Origin of the sequence: Streptomyces sp. NBC_01551 (assembly GCF_026339935.1) — a bacterium.
Classification (GTDB): Bacteria; Actinomycetota; Actinomycetes; order Streptomycetales; family Streptomycetaceae; genus Streptomyces.
In genome coordinates this window covers 2,001,540-2,018,752 of record NZ_JAPEPX010000001.1, presented here as the reverse complement: position 1 = coordinate 2,018,752, position 17,213 = coordinate 2,001,540, and the positions used below count along the sequence as shown (strand labels likewise).

Here is a 17,213-nt window from a genome sequence, read left to right as displayed (position 1 = left end):
GCCCCCACCCGCAACGGGTGGGGGCCTCTCGTGTGTCCTACCGGGCATGGAACCCGACAAGCGATCTTCCGGCGGCGGCGGGGACGGTGGCGAGGGATGCCTGGTGGGCGTCGTGCGGATCCCCGTGAAGATCGTCGCCGTGCTCGTCGTCCTGCCCGTACGCCTGGTCTGGGACCTCCTCGTCGCGTCCGGCCGGGCCGCTCACCGGCACGTCCTGGGGCCGCTGTACGTCCACGTCGTCGAGCCGGTGCTGCGCGCGCTCGGCCGGCTCCTGGCCACGGTGCTCAAGCTGGTCCTCGTCTGGCCGTGGGTCGCGCTGTGGCGGTACGTCCTGGCACCCGTCGGCCGCGCGGTCGCGTGGCTGGCCGCCGGCGTCCACGCCCACCTGCTCGCGCCGGTCGGGCGGATCTTGTACACGTACGTGTTCCATCCGGTCGGCGCGGCACTGGCCTGGGCCGGCCGCGGCGGGCTGCGCTGGGTGCTCGCCCCGCTGGCCAAGGGCCTGGGCTGGGCGGCGTGGGTCCTGGCCATGACCCTGTTCGTCTGGCCCTGGATCGGACTGTGGCGCTACGTCCTCACCCCCGCCGGGCAGGCGCTGGGCTGGCTGGCCCGGGCCGCCTACCGGTACCTGCTCACCCCGCTCGGACACGGCCTCGCCCTGCTGGGATCGGCCCTGTACCGGTACCTCCTGCGCCCCGTCGCCCTGGGCGTCGCCTGGCTGGCGCGCGAGCTGTACCGGTGGGTGCTCGCCCCGCTCGGGCGGGTCCTCGCCTGGGCCTGGCACGTGGCCGGGCTGATCCTGCGAGCCCTGTGGCGCGGGCTCAAACGGACCGGCTGGGTCCTCGTCGGCCTGCCCCTCTCCCGCGTCTACCGGCACGTCCTGACCCCGGCCGGGCACGCGGTGCGCGCGGTGTGGCGGACCGTCCGGCACACCGTCCGCGAGGTCAGGGCCGACGTCAAGCGCGCGCTCTTCGGTACTCCTGCCGGGGAACCGGCGAGGTCACGGGCGCGTACTCTGGGTAGTACGACACCCGTAGGCGACACGCCCGCCCCCGAGAGCCCCCCGCGCACAGCGCGGGGGTGAGCCGGGGGCAGGGCACGGCCTGCCGGGTCCCACGGACACTCAGGGCGACGCGCGAGCCGCGGAGCCCCGCACAAGGAGAAGAACCACTGGGCAAGCGACAGCCCGAAGGCCCGCCTCCCGCACCGGTGGTGCAGCGCATCCGCTTGCGCTACACCAAGCGCGGCCGCCTCCGGTTCACCAGCCACCGAGACTTCCAGCGCGCCTTCGAGCGGGCCCTGCGCCGCTCCGAGGTGCCCATGGCCTACTCGGCAGGCTTCACCCCGCACCCCCGGGTCTCGTACGCGAACGCCGCGCCCACCGGCACCGGCAGCGAGGCCGAGTACCTGGAGATCGCGCTCGCCGCGCCCCGCGACCCGCAGAAGCTCCGTGAGCTCCTCGACGAGTCGATGCCGGTCGGGCTCGACATCATCGACGCCGTCGAGGCCCGCACCTCCGGGCTCGCCGAGCGCCTGACCGCCTCCGTCTGGGAGCTGCGCCTGGAAGGCGTGGCGCCGGCAGACGCCGAGCGGGCCGTGGCCGCGTTCCTCGCGGCCGAGACCGTGGAGGTCCAGCGCCGCACCAAGAACGGCATCCGGACCTTCGACACCCGCGGGGCCGTGGTCAGCCTCCAGGCGCTTCCCGCGCCGGCTGATAGGCCCCTGGACAATGCCTGTGCGATACTGCGCCTGGTTGTTCGGCATCTGACACCTGCCGTGCGACCCGACGACGTCCTGTCCGGTCTCCATGTCGTGGCCGACCTGGCGCCGCCGGTCCCCGCAGCGGTGACCAGGCTGGCGCAGGGGCTCTTCGACGAAGAGTCCGGCACGGTGACCGACCCGCTCGCGCCCGACCGCGAGGCTGTCACGGCCGCCCCACCCACGGCCGCCGTAGCCGCCGACGCGACGGCGCCGGAAGGTCCCGCCGCGTAAGGATCGTCGTTGCCGCGCCGCCCTGGCACTCGGGAGCCACCTGGGTCGGGCAGCGCAACTGACCTGAAGACTTCCGCCAGGCCGTACGGACAAGACGTACGGAACCGGCGGCCATGGACTACAGCTCCCGTGTGGCGAACGCGCCCCGGAGGCCGGCTCCGCGCTCATGGCGCGAGGCCGCGCCGGACCGGATGTCAGCCGCGGCGCCCGGGAGCGTGACGGGAGAACCGCCCGCATGCTCAACAACGAAAACACCCCCGCCGCCGGTAACGCCGACGGCGACAGCCCCAGCGACAACCTGCCCCCGCGCAGGCGTCGCCGCGCGGCATCCCGGCCCGCCGGCCCGCCCGGCGCGACGGCCGCCGCTGCTGCTGTTTCTGATTCCGCTCCTGACGCCGCCCCCGCCGCGCCGGTCGCCGAGGAGGCCGCCGCTCCGGCGCCGCGTGCCCGCCGTCGTGCCACCCGTGCCGTCGCCGCTCCGGAGGCCGCTGCCGCTGCCGAGGTCGTCGTCGAGGCTCCGGCCGCGCCGGCCGCCGAGGAGGCTCCGGCCGCCGCGGCGCCGCGTGCCCGTCGCCGTGCGACCCGTGCCGTCGCCGCTCCGGAGGCTCCTGCCGCTGCCGAGGCCGTCGTCGAGGCTGCTCCGGCCGCCGTCGTCGAGGCCGCTCCGGCTGGCGAGGAGGCTCCGGCCGCTCCGGCGCCGCGTGCCCGTCGCCGTGCCACCCGCGCCGTCGCCGCCCCTGAGGCTCCGGCCGCCGAGGTCGTCGTAGAGGCCGCCGCGGTGGCCGAGGAAGCCGCCGCCGCTCCGGCGCCGCGTGCCCGTCGCCGTGCGACCCGTGCCGTCGCCGCGCCCGAGACCGCTGCCGAGGCCGTCGTCGAGGCTCCGACCGCACCGGCCGCCGAGGAGCCCGCCGCCGAACCGGCGCCGCGCGCCCGTCGCCGTGCCACCCGCGCCGTCGCCGCCCCGGCCGCCGAGGCCGTCGCGGAGGCCCCGGCCGCTCCCGTCGTCGAGGAGCCCGCGAAGGCCACCGTCACGGTCGCCGACGCCGTGGACTCCCCGAAGCGCGGTGGCCGCCGTCGCGCCACCCGCTCCTCCGCCGCCCCGGCCGCCCCCGCGCAGCAGGCGCCCGCGCCCGCCGCCGAGCCCGAGGCGCCCGCCGCGCCGGCTCGTGGCCGCCGCGCCGCGCGTCCCGCCGTGGCCGTGTTCCAGGCCCCGGTCTTCGCCGAGCCGATGTTCCAGACCCCGGAGACGGCCGCCATGGCCGCCGCGGCCGCTGCCGCCGCCTCCCGCGCCGAAGAGGCCGAGGAGGAAGAGGAGGAGACCGAGGTCGAGGCCGAGGTCGTGCAGGCCCCCGCCGCGCAGCCCGCCGGCCGTCGCCGCCGCCGTGGCCGCGGCGCCGCCGCCGAGCCCGCCGCGCCGGTGGCCGCCGAGTCCGGCCCGCTGTCCGTGGCCGACGTCGAGTTCGCCGAGATCGAGGAGCCGGAGGCCGAGGCCGCCGACCTCGACGAGGACGAGAGCGACGGCGAGCGCCCGTCGCGCCGCCGCCGCCGCGGTGGCCGTCGCCGTCGCCGCGGTGAGGCCGCCGACCTCGACGAGTCCGCCGAGGAAGAGGCCGAGGCCGAGGCCGCCGAGCAGGAGGCGGAAGAGGAAGAGGCCGACGAGGACGAGGACGCCGGGGCCCTCGGCTCCAGCTCCAGCCGTCGTCGCCGTCGCCGTCGCCGCCGCAGCGGTGACACCGCCGCGGACGCCGAAGCGGGCGACGAGGACGGCGTACGCACCGTCGTCAAGGTCCGCGAGCCGCGCCCGGCCCGCGAGAAGGCCGAGCCGTCCGACGAGGTGCAGTCCATCAAGGGCTCGACCCGTCTGGAGGCGAAGAAGCAGCGCCGCCGCGAGGGTCGCGAGCAGGGCCGCCGCCGCGTCCCGATCATCACCGAGGCCGAGTTCCTGGCCCGCCGCGAGGCCGTCGAGCGCGTGATGGTCGTCCGCCAGAGCGGCGAGCGCACCCAGATCGGCGTCCTCGAGGACAACGTGCTCGTCGAGCACTACGTCAACAAGGAAGAGGCCACCTCGTACGTCGGCAACGTCTACCTGGGCAAGGTCCAGAACGTGCTGCCGTCCATGGAGGCCGCCTTCATCGACATCGGCAAGGGCCGCAACGCGGTCCTGTACGCCGGTGAGGTCAACTTCGAGGCGCTCGGCATGGCCAACGGGCCGCGCCGCATCGAGTCCGCCCTCAAGTCCGGCCAGTCCGTCCTGGTGCAGGTCACCAAGGACCCGATCGGCCACAAGGGCGCCCGCCTGACCAGCCAGGTCTCGCTGCCCGGCCGCTACCTGGTCTACGTGCCCGAGGGCTCGATGACCGGTATCAGCCGCAAGCTGCCCGACACCGAGCGCGCGCGCCTGAAGACCATCCTCAAGAAGATCGTCCCCGAGGACGCGGGCGTCATCGTGCGCACCGCCGCCGAGGGCGCGAGCGAGGACGAGCTGCGCCGTGACGTCGAGCGTCTGCAGGCCCAGTGGGAGGACATCCAGAAGAAGTCGAAGCAGATCTCGACCTCTTCGCCGAGCCTCCTGTACGGCGAGCCGGACATGACCGTCCGCGTCGTGCGCGACATCTTCAACGAGGACTTCTCGAAGGTCATCGTCAGCGGCGACACCGCCTGGGAGACCATCCACGGCTACGTGAACCACGTGGCCCCGGACCTGGCCGACCGGCTGTCGCGCTGGACCTCCGAGGTCGACGTCTTCGCGACGTACCGGATCGACGAGCAGCTCGCCAAGGCGCTCGACCGCAAGGTGTGGCTGCCCTCGGGCGGCTCCCTCGTGATCGACAAGACCGAGGCGATGATCGTCATCGACGTCAACACCGGCAAGTTCACCGGTCAGGGCGGCAACCTCGAGGAGACCGTCACCAGGAACAACCTGGAGGCGGCCGAGGAGATCGTGCGCCAGCTGCGGCTGCGCGACCTGGGCGGCATCGTCGTCATCGACTTCATCGACATGGTCCTGGAGTCCAACCGCGACCTGGTGCTGCGGCGCATGCTGGAGTGCCTGGGCCGCGACCGCACCAAGCACCAGGTGGCCGAGGTCACCTCGCTGGGCCTGGTCCAGATGACCCGCAAGCGGGTGGGCCAGGGTCTGCTGGAGTCCTTCTCCGAGACCTGCGTCCACTGCAACGGGCGCGGCGTCATCGTGCACATGGAGACGCCGACCGCGGTCGGCGGCGGTGGCAACGGCAAGCGCGCCAAGCGCCGCGGCGGCAAGGCCGACTCCGACCAGCACGAGCACGTGGAGTCCTTCGAGACCGAGACCGAGGCCGAGGTGGCCGCCGAGGCCGCCGCTCCCCGGGCGCTGCCCGAGCCGGAGTTCGTCCCGGACGAGGAGCTGTACAGCAGCCCGGCCGAGGCGGAGGCCGCGGTCAGCGGTCGTCGCAACCGTCGCCGTGCCACCCGTAGGGCCACCTCCGCGGCGGCTCCGGCCCCCGTGGCCGAGCCCGTGGTGGAGACGGTCGCCCTGGCCGAGCCGGTGACCGAGCCGGCCGACACGGTCCTGGAGCCGGCCGCCGAGGTCGTCACCGAGGCCGTCGAGGCGTCGGAGGTCGTCGCGGAGGTCGTCGCCGAGGCCGTGGCCGAGGAGGCCGCGCCGAAGGGCCGTACCCGCCGCCGTGCCACCCGCAAGGCCACCGCCCCGGCCCCGGTCGCCGAGGCCGAGCCGGTCGTCGTCGCGGAGCCGGAGCCGGTCGTGGAGCCCGAGCCGGTCGTGGAGGCCGCGCCCGAGCCCGCGCCGGTCGTCGCCGAGACCCCGGCCGAGCCCGTCGCGGAGGCGGCCCCGGCCCGTCCGCGCCGCCGTGCCACCCGCAAGGCCACCGCCCCCGCCGGTTCCCCGGCGGGCGCGGCCGAGGCGGCCATCGTGGTCGTCGAGGCGGCCCCGGTGGCGGAGCCGGAGCCCGTCGCGGCCGAGCCCGCCGCGGAGGCCGAGGCCGAGGCCGAGGCGCCGGTCAAGAAGGCCGCCCGCAAGGCCCCGGCCAAGAAGGCGACCACCACGGCGAAGAAGGCACCGGCCAAGAAGGCGGCCGCGGCCAAGACGACCGCGAAGAAGACCGTCGCCAAGAAGACGACGGCCAAGAAGACCGCTGCGAAGCGGACGACGAAGAAGACCGCCGCGGCGGAGCAGACGGCCCCGTCCGTCTCGGCTCCGACCGAAGCCTGATCCACCCGTGGCCGTGGGCCCCGCCGAGAGGCGGGGCCCACGGCCTTGCGGGGCCCGGTTTGACCCTCCGGAACCGGCCCCGTAACCTAGACCGTCGGCGTGTCGTATGTACGCGCCGCGCTCCTGAGCACCTTCCTCCAGGCTCTGCCCGGAGAGGCCGCTCGTCCAATCCGGATCAGTTCGGGCTCCGGCCCGCCTGAGCGGCTGGCTTCAGGAGCATCCGTCCCGAGTGAGAGAGAGATCCGCGTGTACGCCATCGTGCGCAGCGGTGGTCGCCAGCACAAGGTTGCTGTCGGCGACATCGTTGAGGTTGACAAGATTTCCACTGCCAAGGTTGGCGACACGGTCGAGCTCTCGACCCTGCTCGTTGTCGACGGCGACGCCGTGACCAGCGACCCGTGGGTCCTGGCCGGCATCAAGGTCCAGGCCGAGGTCGTGGACCACCACAAGGGCGCCAAGATCGACATCCTGCGCTACAAGAACAAGACCGGCTACCGCCGTCGCCAGGGTCACCGCCAGCAGTACACGGCGATCAAGGTCACCGGTATCCCCGCGGCTGCGAAGTAAGAGGGACTGAGACATGGCACACAAGAAGGGCGCATCGTCCACCCGGAACGGGCGCGACTCCAATGCCCAGCGGCTCGGCGTGAAGCGCTTCGGCGGTCAGGTCGTTTCCGCTGGTGAGATCCTCGTCCGCCAGCGCGGCACGCACTTCCACCCGGGCGCGGGCGTCGGCCGTGGCGGCGACGACACGCTGTTCGCGCTGCAGGCCGGTGCCGTGCAGTTCGGCACGCACCGTGGCCGCAAGGTCGTCAACATCGTTCCGGCCGCCTGATCCAGCTTCGGCTGATCAAGCGTTCGTAACTTCCCGAGGGCGGATCTCAGCTCTTTCCGGCGCAAGCCGGGAAGAGAGGTCCGCCCTCGGCGCGTTGGTACGTACAGACGTTTTAATGGACAGCAAGGCCTGTCCGGGACATTCCCGCATGTAACTGGAGGAACAACCATGACCACCTTCGTGGACCGCGTCGAGCTGCACGTCGCCGCGGGTAACGGGGGCCACGGCTGCGCCTCCGTTCACCGGGAGAAGTTCAAGCCGCTCGGCGGCCCCGATGGCGGCAACGGCGGCCGTGGCGGCGACGTGATCCTGGTGGTGGAGCAGGCGATCACCACCCTGCTGGACTACCACCACAGCCCGCACCGCAAGGCCACCAACGGCAAGCCCGGCGAGGGCGGCAACCGCTCCGGCAAGGACGGCCAGGACCTGGTCCTGCCCGTGCCGGACGGCACCGTCGTCCTCGACAAGGAGGGCAACGTCCTCGCCGACCTCGTCGGCCAGGGCACCACGTACGTCGCCGCCGAGGGCGGCCGCGGCGGTCTGGGCAACGCGGCCCTGTCCTCCGCCCGCCGCAAGGCCCCCGGCTTCGCGCTGCTCGGTGTCCCCGGTACGACCGGTGACATCGTCCTGGAGCTCAAGACCGTCGCCGACGTGGCGCTGGTCGGCTTCCCGAGCGCCGGCAAGTCCTCGCTGATCTCGGTGCTCTCCGCCGCCAAGCCGAAGATCGCCGACTACCCCTTCACCACCTTGGTCCCGAACCTGGGCGTCGTCACCGCCGGCTCGACCGTCTACACGATCGCCGACGTCCCGGGCCTGATCCCGGGCGCCAGCCAGGGCAAGGGCCTCGGCCTGGAGTTCCTGCGCCACGTCGAGCGCTGCTCGGTGCTCGTGCACGTCCTGGACACCGCCACCCTGGAGTCCGACCGCGACCCGGTGGCCGACCTCGACGTGATCGAGGAGGAGCTCAAGATCTACGGCGGCGGCCTGGAGAAGCGCCCGCGCCTCGTCGTCCTGAACAAGGTCGACATCCCCGACGGCCAGGACCTCGCCGACATGGTCCGCCCGGACCTGGAGGCCCGCGGCTACAAGGTCTTCGAGGTCTCCGCCGTCGCCCGTACGGGCCTCAAGGAGCTCTCGTACTTCCTCGCCGAGGTCGTCGCCAAGGCGCGCGCCCGCAAGCCGAAGGAGGAGGCGACCCGTATCGTCATCCGCCCGAAGGCCGTGGACGACGCCGGCTTCACCGTCACGTACGACGAGGTCGAGGACGTCTACAACGTGCGCGGCGAGAAGCCGGAGCGCTGGGTGCGCCAGACCGACTTCAACAACGACGAGGCCGTCGGTTACCTCGCGGACCGTCTCAACCGCCTCGGCGTCGAGGAGGCGCTCAAGAAGGCGGGCGCCCGTGCGGGTGACGGTGTCGCCATCGGCTCCGACGAGAACGCGGTCGTCTTCGACTGGGAGCCGACCATGATGGCCGGCGCCGAGATGCTGGGCCGCCGCGGTGAGGACCACCGCATGGAGGCCCCGCGCCCGGCCACCCAGCGCCGCAAGGAGAAGGAAGCCAAGCGTGGTGACTCGGCCCAGCAGGAGTACGACGAGTTCCGTCCGTTCTAATCCTGTCCATGTCAGCGCCCTCTTCACCTTGATTTAGGCCCCTGCCAGGTCGGCTATGGTCCGCCGGGTGAACAGCTGCCCATCCTCCACGGTCACCGTTGTGGTGATCGCGTTCAACGACGCCGGGCTCGTGGGCGAGGCCGTTTCCTCGGCTCTCGCCCAGGGCCCGGTCGTCTCCGAGGTCGTCGCGGTGAACGACGCCTCCACGGACGGCACGGGCCGGGTCCTGGACGCTCTGGCGGCCGTCCACCCCCGGCTGAAGGTGGTGCACCGGGCGGAGAACAGCGGGGGCTGCGGGACACCGCGCAACGACGGGATGGCGGCCGCGACCGCCCCGTACGTCATGTTCCTGGACAGCGACGACGTCCTGCCGCCGGGCGCGGCGGACGCCCTGGTGGCGGCCGCCGAGCGGCACGCCGCGCCCGTCGCCGTCGGCGCGTGCGTGCGGCGCGAGCTGCCGCGGGGCCGCGACCTGCCGTGGGTGCCCGGTCTCTACACGCCGGGCGAGGTCATCGAGCAGCCCACCGACCGGCCCGAACTGGTCCGCGACACCCTGTGCGTCAACAAGCTGTACGACCGGTACTTCCTGGACAAGCATGCGATCCGCTTTCCCGACGGCCGGTTCGTTTACGAGGATTTCGTTTTCACGGCCCGGGTGCTGGCCGCCGCCCCGCGCATCGCGGTCGTCGGTGACCTCGTCTACGTCTGGCACGTGCGCCGCACCGCCGCCCGGGTTTCGATCTCCCTGGACCGGGCGGACGTCGGCAACTGGCACGCCCGCGTCGAGGCCCACCACGAGGCCGCCCGCATCCTCGGCGAGGCCGCGCCCGCGCTCGGCCGCGCCTGCAAGGTCAAGTTCCTCGAATACGACCTGCCGATATACCTGCGCGAGCTCGACCCGGACCCGCGCTACCGGGCCGCCTGGTGGACCCTGACCCGCCACGGCCTGGACTGCCTCTCCGAGGGCGACATCGCCGCCGCCGCTGCCCACGGCCGGTGGATCGTGCGGCTGCTGCGGGCCAGTGACGCCCCGCCCGCCGACATGGACCGGCTGACCCGCTTCGCCTCGGCCCCGCCGTGCCTGCTGCCGCCCTACGCGACCGGCGCCGACGGGGCGGCGGTGTGGAGCGAGGAGCTGCCGGTCGAGCTGGACGGGCTGGCCGCGATGCCGCTCGCCGAACTGCCCGTCGCCGTCGAGGTGGAGCGGGCCGGGCGCGCCGCGGTCCGGATCCGCGTGCACGACCTGTACGGGCGGCTCGCCGCGGCCGGCCCGGACACCGCCCGGCTGAGCTTCCTGCCCCGGCACGGAGGCGAACCCGCCCTCGGGCACCCGGTCGCGCTGGCCGCCGCGCCGGGCGGCGGGGGCTGGGTCGCCGAGCTGCCGCTGCGCGTGGGCGGCCTGGCCGTCACGGGACGGCGCCGGGGGCTGCGCGGCATGCAGGCCTGGGACGTCCGGGTGGAGGTGCGCTGCGCCGACGGGAGCGCCGTGCACACCGCGGTGCGGCCCTTCGGCGACCTGCTCGGCCGCCGGGTCCTGCCGAGCAGCCGGTACGGTGTTCTGCTGGCGCAGCCTTACCGTACGGCGGCCGGCTCGCTGGCGCTGCGGCTCGCGCCCGGTGCGCAGGGCGCGCTGGCCCTCGTTCGCAACCGCTTGGACCGGACCCGGGCGGGCTGCCGGTCGGGTTGACGGTCGGGTTGACGGGCTTCCTACGGCGACCGCCGTACGATGGCCGCTTTCCCGGACATGGCTCAACAGGTTTACAGCACGGATATATCGAACAGTCCCCCGGACGCCGTCCGGGGGGACCCTCAGGGAGATACGCATGACGTTTCTGATCACCGGTGGCGCCGGCTACATCGGCGCGCACGTCGTCCGCGCGATGCTGCTCGCGGGTGAGAAGGTGGTCGTCCTGGACGACCTGTCCACGGGCAACGAGGACCGTGTGCCGGAGGGTGTCCCGCTCGTGATCGGTTCGGTCCTGGACCGCCTGGTCCTGGAGAAGACCATCCGGGAGCACAAGATCACCGGCGTGGTGCACCTCGCGGGCAAGAAGCAGGTCGGCGAGTCCGTCGAGAAGCCGATGTACTACTACCACGAGAACGTGGAGGGCCTCCAGGTCCTGCTCGGCGAGGTCGCGGCCGCCGGAATCCGCAACTTCCTCTTCTCCTCCTCCGCCTCCGTGTACGGCATGCCCGACGTGGACTCGGTCACCGAGACGACCCCGTGCGCGCCGCTCAGCCCCTACGGCGAGACCAAGCTGGCCGGCGAATGGCTGGTCCGTGCCGCCGGCAAGGCGCACGGCATCTCCACCGCCTGCCTGCGCTACTTCAACGTGGCGGGCGCCGCGACCCCGGAGCTCGCCGACACCGGCGTCTTCAACCTGGTCCCGATGGTCTTCGAGCGCTACGACGCGGGCCAGGGCGCCCGCATCTTCGGCGACGACTACCCGACCCCGGACGGCACCTGCATCCGTGACTACATCCACGTCGAGGACCTCGCGGACGCCCACGTCGTCGCGGCCCGCAAGCTCGCCGAGTGGGGCGCGGCGGGCGAGTACAAGGACCTCACCGTGAACATCGGCCGAGGCGAGGGCGTTTCCGTCAAGGAGATGGTCGAGCTCCTCAACGCCAACACCGGGCACACCTACGCGCCGGTGATCACCCCGCGCCGCCCCGGTGACCCGGCGAAGGTCGTGGCCTCGGCCGACAAGATCGCCGCCGAGCTGGGCTGGAAGGCCCGCCACGACGTCCGCGAGATGATCACCTCGGCCTGGGCCGGCTGGGAGGCCAACCGCAAGGGCGCCCTCCAGCACGCCGAGCGCTGAACACGGCCGATCGCGTGAGACCGCCCGCCCCGGATCACCTTCCGGGGCGGGCGGTCTCACACGTTCACGCCGCGCTCAGCGCTCCAGGAACGCCAGCAGCTCTTCCCAGCGGTCGGTGATCTCGGCACTGGAGTACCGCCGCACCTGGCGGAACGCGGTGTCCCCGAGCCGATCGCGCAGCCCGCGGTCCGACATCAGCACGTCCAAGTGCCCGGCCAGCTCCATCGTGTTGCCTAGCCGGGCCAGCAGCCCGTCCTCCCCCTGCGTCACGATCTCCCGTACGCCGGGCGCGCAGTCGAACGCGGCCACCGGCAGGCCCGCCGCCATCGCCTCCAGCAGCGTGATCGGGAACCCCTCGGCCCGCGAGGCCTGCGCGAACACCGACGCCTGGCGCAGCGCGCCCAGCACGTCGTCCGTGCTGCCCATCCACTCCACCGAGTCGTCCAGCCCGAGCGAGGCGCAGTGCGCCCGCAGCGCCGGCTCCTCCGTGCCGGCCCCGTAGATCCGCAGGACCCAGTCGGGGTGGCGCGGTGCCGCGTCCGCCCACGCGTCGAGCAGCAGGTCCAGGCCCTTCTCGAAGGACAGCCTGCCGATGCTCGCCACCACCTTCCCGGTGCGCGGAGCGGGGGAGTCCGGCATGAACGGCAGCGGGTTCGGCATGCTCGCGACGTTCTCCATGCCGGCCCGGATCCACAGGTCCGCGTCCTCCTGGGTCAGCACCAGCAGCCGGTCGACCTCCCGGTAGTGGCGCCGGACCCGCGCGGCGCGCGAGGACTTGTGGCTGGCCTCGTACGACTCGTGGCTCATCCCGATGACCGTGAGGCCCTTGGTGTCGGCGAGCGCCACCCACTCCATCGCCCACACCTGGGTGACGATCACGACCGCCCCCGGCCCGGCCGCCCGGAACAGCGTGCTCAGCTTCTCCGCCCGCGCGCGCATCCCGGCGCGCCGGGACGCCTGGCGGCGGCGCTCGGGCGCGTTGAGCCGGCCCTTGATCCCGTGCAGCGCGCGAGCCTGCGGCGGGTGGGCGTCGTACAGGGTGGTCGTCTCGTACGGCAGGTCGCGCGGGAGCCGCTGGCGCAGTTCCTCGGCGACCGGTGCGATCCCGATGACGTGCACCCGGTGCCCGCGCTCGCTGAACAGCCGCGCGATCTGGTGCGACCAGGTGGTCACGCCGCCGAGCTCGTCCACGCTGTTGGAGACGAGGAAGATGTCACGGCCGCCGGCCCCGGCGGCGCTCTGCTGGCTCACTTGCCGCTCCTGGTGAAGAACTTCGCGACGATCCGGCGGGCCGCGTCCCCGTGGTCGTACTCGCCGAACTCGGTCAGGAAGCGCTGGCGCGCCTCCGCGTACTTCGCGTCCGCCTCCTCGAAGGCGGCGAGCGCCTGGAGGAGTTCGTCGGCCGTGGCCACCACCGGGCCCGGCGCCTTCTCCTTCAGGTCGAAGTACGTGCCGCGGATGTCGGTCGCGTACTTGTCGTAGTCGTACGCGAAGAAGAACATCGGCCGGTCCAGCACCGCGTAGTCGAACATCACGGACGAGTAGTCGGTGATCAGGGCGTCGGCGAGCGCCAGCAGCGGGGTGATGTCGTGGTACCGGGACACGTCGACGACCCGGCCCGCGACCGACGGCGGCAGCGACACGCTGTTGAGGTAGTGGGTGCGCACCAGCAGCGTGAAGCGGTCGCCGAGCCGGTCGGCGAACTCGTCCACGTCGAACGGGAACTCGAAGCCCTCCACCGCGCCGTCCGCACCCGCGCGGAACGTCGGCGCGTACAGCAGCACCTTCTTCTCAGGGTCGATGCCCAGCTCGGCGGCGAGCGGCCCGCGCACCCGCTCCCCGCTCTGCGCCTCCTCCCGCTGCGCCGCGACCAGGGCGTCGTTGCGCGGGTAGCCGGTGCGCAGCAGCACCTCCTCGCGCAGCCGGAAGGCCTTGGCGAGCGTGCGGGCGTCGTGCTCGGAGCGGATCAGGAAGTGGTCGAAGCGGTCGATGGCCGCCTGGAAGCGGTCCTGCCCGTCCTTGCCCTGGGCCTTGGTACGGGGTTCGTGGAAGCCCATCCGCTTGAGCGCGGAGCCGTGCCAGGTCTGGATGTACGTGGTTCCCGGGCGCTTGGCGAGGGCCAGCGGGAAGCCCTGGTTGTCGACCCAGTACTCGGCCTGCGCCAGCGCCCGCAGGTACGGCCAGCTCCAGCGCTTGACGAGGGTGGCCTCCGGGGGGAAGCCGGTGGGCTTGGCGCCCGCGTAGGACCAGATCGCCTCGAAGGGGGCGTCCTGGCGGACGAGCTCCTCGTAGATCGCCCGCGGACTGTCGCTGTACTGCTTGCCCATGTGGCTCTCGAAGACCACCGTGCCCTTGCGGACGGGCAATTTCGAGAAGACCTCGTGGTACAGCTTCACCTTCTGTTCACCCGAGCCGATGTTCCTGCGGGCCTTCAGCGCCCGCCGCAGGCCGCGCTTGACCACGCCCGCGGCCTTGCCGTGCATGGCGCTGTCGATCAGCGTCCGGGTGCGGACGGCGGCGGGGCCCTGGGCGGTCAGGACGTACGAGAGGTTGCCCTTGCGGGTCATCTCCGGCTCGAATCGGTCGGAGACCAGCCGGGTCAGCCGGGGGCGCACGCGCAGTCGGGCCGCGTTCTCCAGGTCGACCCCGCCGATCGCGACGCGGCTGGTGATCCGGTCGCGGCCCGCCGTCAGTTTCAGGCGGACGTCCCAGACGGCGTCGATGATGCCGAGGGGGCGCACGGTGCCGGCGACGTCGGCCGTCACAGTCCACTCGATCGAGTCACCCGCGTGGCGCACGGTTGCCACCGGGAAGCTGAAAGACCGTACGCCGATCTGCCGCCGGGCCCGGAATTCGAGCGTCGCCTTGAGGTCGGCGTCGGGTTTGATGCGCCCCAGCGGGTTCACGACGGAGCCGCTGAGGGTGACCGTTCCGCGCCCGTCGTCCGCGTACGAGGTGAGGCGGTTGCCGAGCCGCAGGGCCGAGAGCGCAGTGGTGTGGAATCCCTGGTCGGTGACGTCCAGTATCCGGCGGCCCTCGGTGTCGTCGAGGTGCTCGGCGCACCAGTAGACGCGGCCGTCGCGCTCGGCGAGCGGTGAGGAGAGCCGGCCCTTGTTGGCCATGGCGTCGGCGGCCGGGAGCAGGTTGTCCCAGTCCTCCTTGCCCAACAGGTAGGCGCAGATCGCCTGGAGGTGGTTGACGCTCTCGTAGGCGGCCGGGTCGATGCCGGCCAGGTAGCCGTTGGCCAGGCGGGCGAACTCGCGGCGGTACGCGTCGTCGAGGAGCGGCAGGTCACGCAGGTGCAGGACCAGGTCGTGCTTGAGGAACTTGGTGTCCTTGGCCGACTTGAGGGCGGTGTGGCCCTTGGCGGCGAGCAGTTCGTCGACGCGGCGGTGGATCTCCATCCGGTGGACGAAGTTCTCGATCTCGTGGCGCCGATTGCTGATCGACTTCGCCGAGGCCTTCTCGATGACGTTCCAGAAGTAGACGTGGTTCGGGATGAGGGTGATCCGGCGGGCGGCCACATACGCCTGCGCGGAAAACAGCAGGTCCTCGTAGTGGATACCGACGGGGAATTCGAGCCCCTGTTCCAACAGGAATGCGCGCCGATAGCACTTGTTCGTCGAAAGGGTGTCGTAAACCAGCAGGTCGGGGTACTCCGTGATGGATTCGAGCGTACGCGTGCGCGAATAGATCCAGGGGTACCACTCGGTGGTCCGGTGCCAGCGGTCGTCGAGGTGCACGCGGACGCACATGCCCGAGACGAGGTCGGCGCCGGTCCGCTGCGCCGCCGCCAGCATGTTCCGGCAGGCGTTGCGCTCCAGTACGTCGTCACTGTCCAGGAACATCACGTAGGTGCCGGTCGCCCGCTGGATGCCGTGATTGCGCGGGGCGCCGCAGCCGCCGCTGTTCTCCGGCAGCCGGAACGCGCGCACCCTTCCCGGGTGCGCCGCCTCCAGCTCCCGGGCGACCGCGAAGGACGCGTCCTTGCTGCAGTCGTCGACGATCACGACCTCGACGCCGCGCAGGGTCTGGTCCAAAACCGACTGGACAGCTGCCGGCAGGCGCTCTGCGTCGTTGTAGACGATGACGACCACGGAGACGTCAGGCACGTGCACCTCGAATCCCTTTGTTTCATTGCTCTTAACCCGTCAAAGCTACCGTGCGCCGCAGACGACCCGGGAAGCCCGAACCTCGCCGTGCATACTTCTAAGGAAGAGGTGAGTTACAGGTCTGGTCGCCGACAATCACCCGTTCGGACCCAGCAGGATGTGTCATGACGAAGCTGTCTGTAGTCGTCCCTTGCTACAACGAAGAAGCCGTCATTGAAAGTTTCGATGTCGAGATTCGAAAGGTTCTCGACACGCTCCCGGTCGACTACGAGGTCTGCTACGTCGACGACGGCAGCCGCGACGGGACCCTGGAGAAGCTCCGCAGGATCGCCGCCGAGTACCGGGACCAGACCCGGTACGTCTCCTTCAGCCGCAACTTCGGCAAGGAGGCGGGCATGCTGGCGGGCCTGCGCGAGGCCACCGGCGACGCCGTCGTGATCATGGACGCCGACCTCCAGCACCCGCCGGAGCTCATCGCCACCATGCTGGAGTACTACCGGCAGGGCCACGACCAGATCATCGCCCGGCGCACCCGCGAGGGCGACAAGAAGCTCCGCAGCGCGCTCAGCCGCCTGTACTACCGGGGCATCAACCGCTGGGTCGACGTGGAGCTGACCGACGGCGTGGGGGATTTCCGGCTGCTGTCCCGGCCCGCCGTGGACGCCCTGCTGTCGCTGCCGGAGTACAACCGCTTCTCCAAGGGCCTCTTCTCCTGGATCGGCTTCGACACCGTCCACTTCGACTACCGCAACGCCCAGCGCGAGGCGGGCGAGACGAAGTGGAAGTTCGGGTCCCTGCTCAACTACGGCATGGACGGCCTGATCTCCTTCAACAACAGACCCCTTCGGATCGCGATCTGGCTCGGCGTGTCGCTGGTGGGCCTGACCGGCCTGTACGCGCTGTGGATCACCGTCATGGCGATGACCAACGGGGTCGACTCGCCGGGTTATGTCACGCTCGTGGCCATCATCACCGGCCTCGGGGGCGTCCAAATGATCATGCTGGGTCTGATCGGCGAGTACATCGGACGCATCTACTACGAGACCAAGCGCCGCCCGCACTTCCTGGTCAAGGAGGCGCACGGCGTGGACCCGGCCCCCGGCGCTCCCGCGGCGGCCCTGGCCGCCGAGGTCACCGACCCCGTCATCGCGGAGCGCTTCCGCCGATGACGAAGGACCGGAAGGACCAGCTCGGCCAGATCGTCCGCTTCGCACTCGTGGGCGGGGTGAACACCGCCACCTTCTTCGGCATCTACCTGCTCCTGCACCCGTGGATGCCGTACTTCGCCGCGTACACCCTCGCCTTCCTGCTGTCGATGGTCGGCTCGTTCTTCATGAACACCTACTTCACCTACCGCACCCGGCCGACCTGGAAGAAGTTCCTGCTCTTCCCGCTGACGAACGTCACGAACTACGTGATCCAGTCGGTCGGCCTCTACGCCCTGGTGACCTGGGCCGGGATGGACACCCGGATCGCGCCGCTCGTCGCGGCCGTCGTGGCCATCCCGTTCACCTTCCTGCTGTCCCGCAAGATCCTCGTCCCCGGCGGCCGCGCCCGGGCCGGGGAACCGGAGCGGTCGCCCCGCTCGTCCACGGTCTGAAACCCGAGGGCGGGGCCCCCGCGCCACC

12 protein-coding genes are annotated in these 17,213 nt (G+C 72.0%); 10 read left to right on the top strand and 2 right to left on the bottom strand.

Annotation, left to right across the window (positions count from 1 at the left end):
* Positions 1–46 precede the first annotated feature (46 nt).
* The 8 genes from OG982_RS09085 to galE all read left to right on the top strand — a co-directional run bounded on the left by OG982_RS09085 (position 47) and on the right by galE (position 11,473).
* Positions 47–1,084: a hypothetical protein gene (locus OG982_RS09085; protein ID WP_266948264.1), complete on the top strand. Its 1,038-nt coding sequence runs from the start codon at positions 47–49 to the stop codon at positions 1,082–1,084.
* A gap of 128 nt (positions 1,085–1,212) precedes the next feature.
* The gene (locus OG982_RS09080) at positions 1,213–1,992 is read left to right on the top strand and encodes a TIGR03936 family radical SAM-associated protein (protein WP_266792085.1); all 780 of its coding nucleotides are present in this window, start codon (positions 1,213–1,215) and stop codon (positions 1,990–1,992) included.
* A gap of 235 nt (positions 1,993–2,227) precedes the next feature.
* The gene (locus tag OG982_RS09075) at positions 2,228–6,199 is read left to right on the top strand and encodes an Rne/Rng family ribonuclease (RefSeq protein WP_266948263.1); all 3,972 of its coding nucleotides are present in this window, start codon (positions 2,228–2,230) and stop codon (positions 6,197–6,199) included.
* A gap of 246 nt (positions 6,200–6,445) precedes the next feature.
* Positions 6,446–6,766: a 50S ribosomal protein L21 gene (gene rplU, locus OG982_RS09070; protein WP_042812502.1), complete on the top strand. Its 321-nt coding sequence runs from the start codon at positions 6,446–6,448 to the stop codon at positions 6,764–6,766.
* Positions 6,767–6,779: 13 nt separating this feature from the next.
* Positions 6,780–7,034: a 50S ribosomal protein L27 gene (gene rpmA, locus OG982_RS09065; protein ID WP_008738950.1), complete on the top strand. Its 255-nt coding sequence runs from the start codon at positions 6,780–6,782 to the stop codon at positions 7,032–7,034.
* Positions 7,035–7,202: 168 nt separating this feature from the next.
* A complete protein-coding gene (gene obgE / locus OG982_RS09060; protein WP_266788112.1) occupies positions 7,203–8,648 on the top strand; it encodes a GTPase ObgE in 1,446 nt (481 codons plus the stop codon).
* 67 nt (positions 8,649–8,715) lie between these two features.
* On the top strand, positions 8,716–10,335 hold the full coding sequence (locus OG982_RS09055; protein WP_266788113.1) for a glycosyltransferase family 2 protein: 1,620 nt from the start codon (positions 8,716–8,718) through the stop codon (positions 10,333–10,335).
* Positions 10,336–10,471: 136 nt separating this feature from the next.
* Positions 10,472–11,473, top strand: a complete 1,002-nt coding sequence (galE, locus tag OG982_RS09050; RefSeq protein WP_266788114.1) for a UDP-glucose 4-epimerase GalE — start codon at positions 10,472–10,474, stop codon at positions 11,471–11,473.
* Positions 11,474–11,548: 75 nt separating this feature from the next.
* Here the strand turns inward: galE and OG982_RS09045 are convergent, their stop codons facing one another.
* Positions 11,549–12,724, bottom strand: a complete 1,176-nt coding sequence (locus OG982_RS09045; protein WP_266948261.1) for a glycosyltransferase — start codon at positions 12,722–12,724, stop codon at positions 11,549–11,551.
* Complete coding sequence (locus tag OG982_RS09040; RefSeq protein WP_266788116.1) at positions 12,721–15,591, bottom strand: bifunctional glycosyltransferase family 2 protein/CDP-glycerol:glycerophosphate glycerophosphotransferase; 2,871 nt, start codon at positions 15,589–15,591, stop codon at positions 12,721–12,723. The genes OG982_RS09045 and OG982_RS09040 overlap by 4 nt, the downstream gene beginning before the upstream one ends.
* 158 nt (positions 15,592–15,749) lie before the next feature.
* Here OG982_RS09040 and OG982_RS09035 point away from each other — a divergent pair, with 158 nt between their 5' ends.
* Positions 15,750–16,754 carry a glycosyltransferase family 2 protein gene (locus OG982_RS09035; RefSeq protein ID WP_266788117.1) on the top strand — a complete coding sequence of 335 codons (1,005 nt, stop codon included), beginning with the start codon at positions 15,750–15,752 and terminating at the stop codon, positions 16,752–16,754.
* Positions 16,751–17,185 (top strand): GtrA family protein, encoded by a 435-nt coding sequence (locus OG982_RS09030; RefSeq protein WP_266788118.1) that lies wholly within the window; start codon positions 16,751–16,753, stop codon positions 17,183–17,185. The genes OG982_RS09035 and OG982_RS09030 overlap by 4 nt, the downstream gene beginning before the upstream one ends.
* The last annotated feature ends 28 nt before the right edge of the window (positions 17,186–17,213 follow it).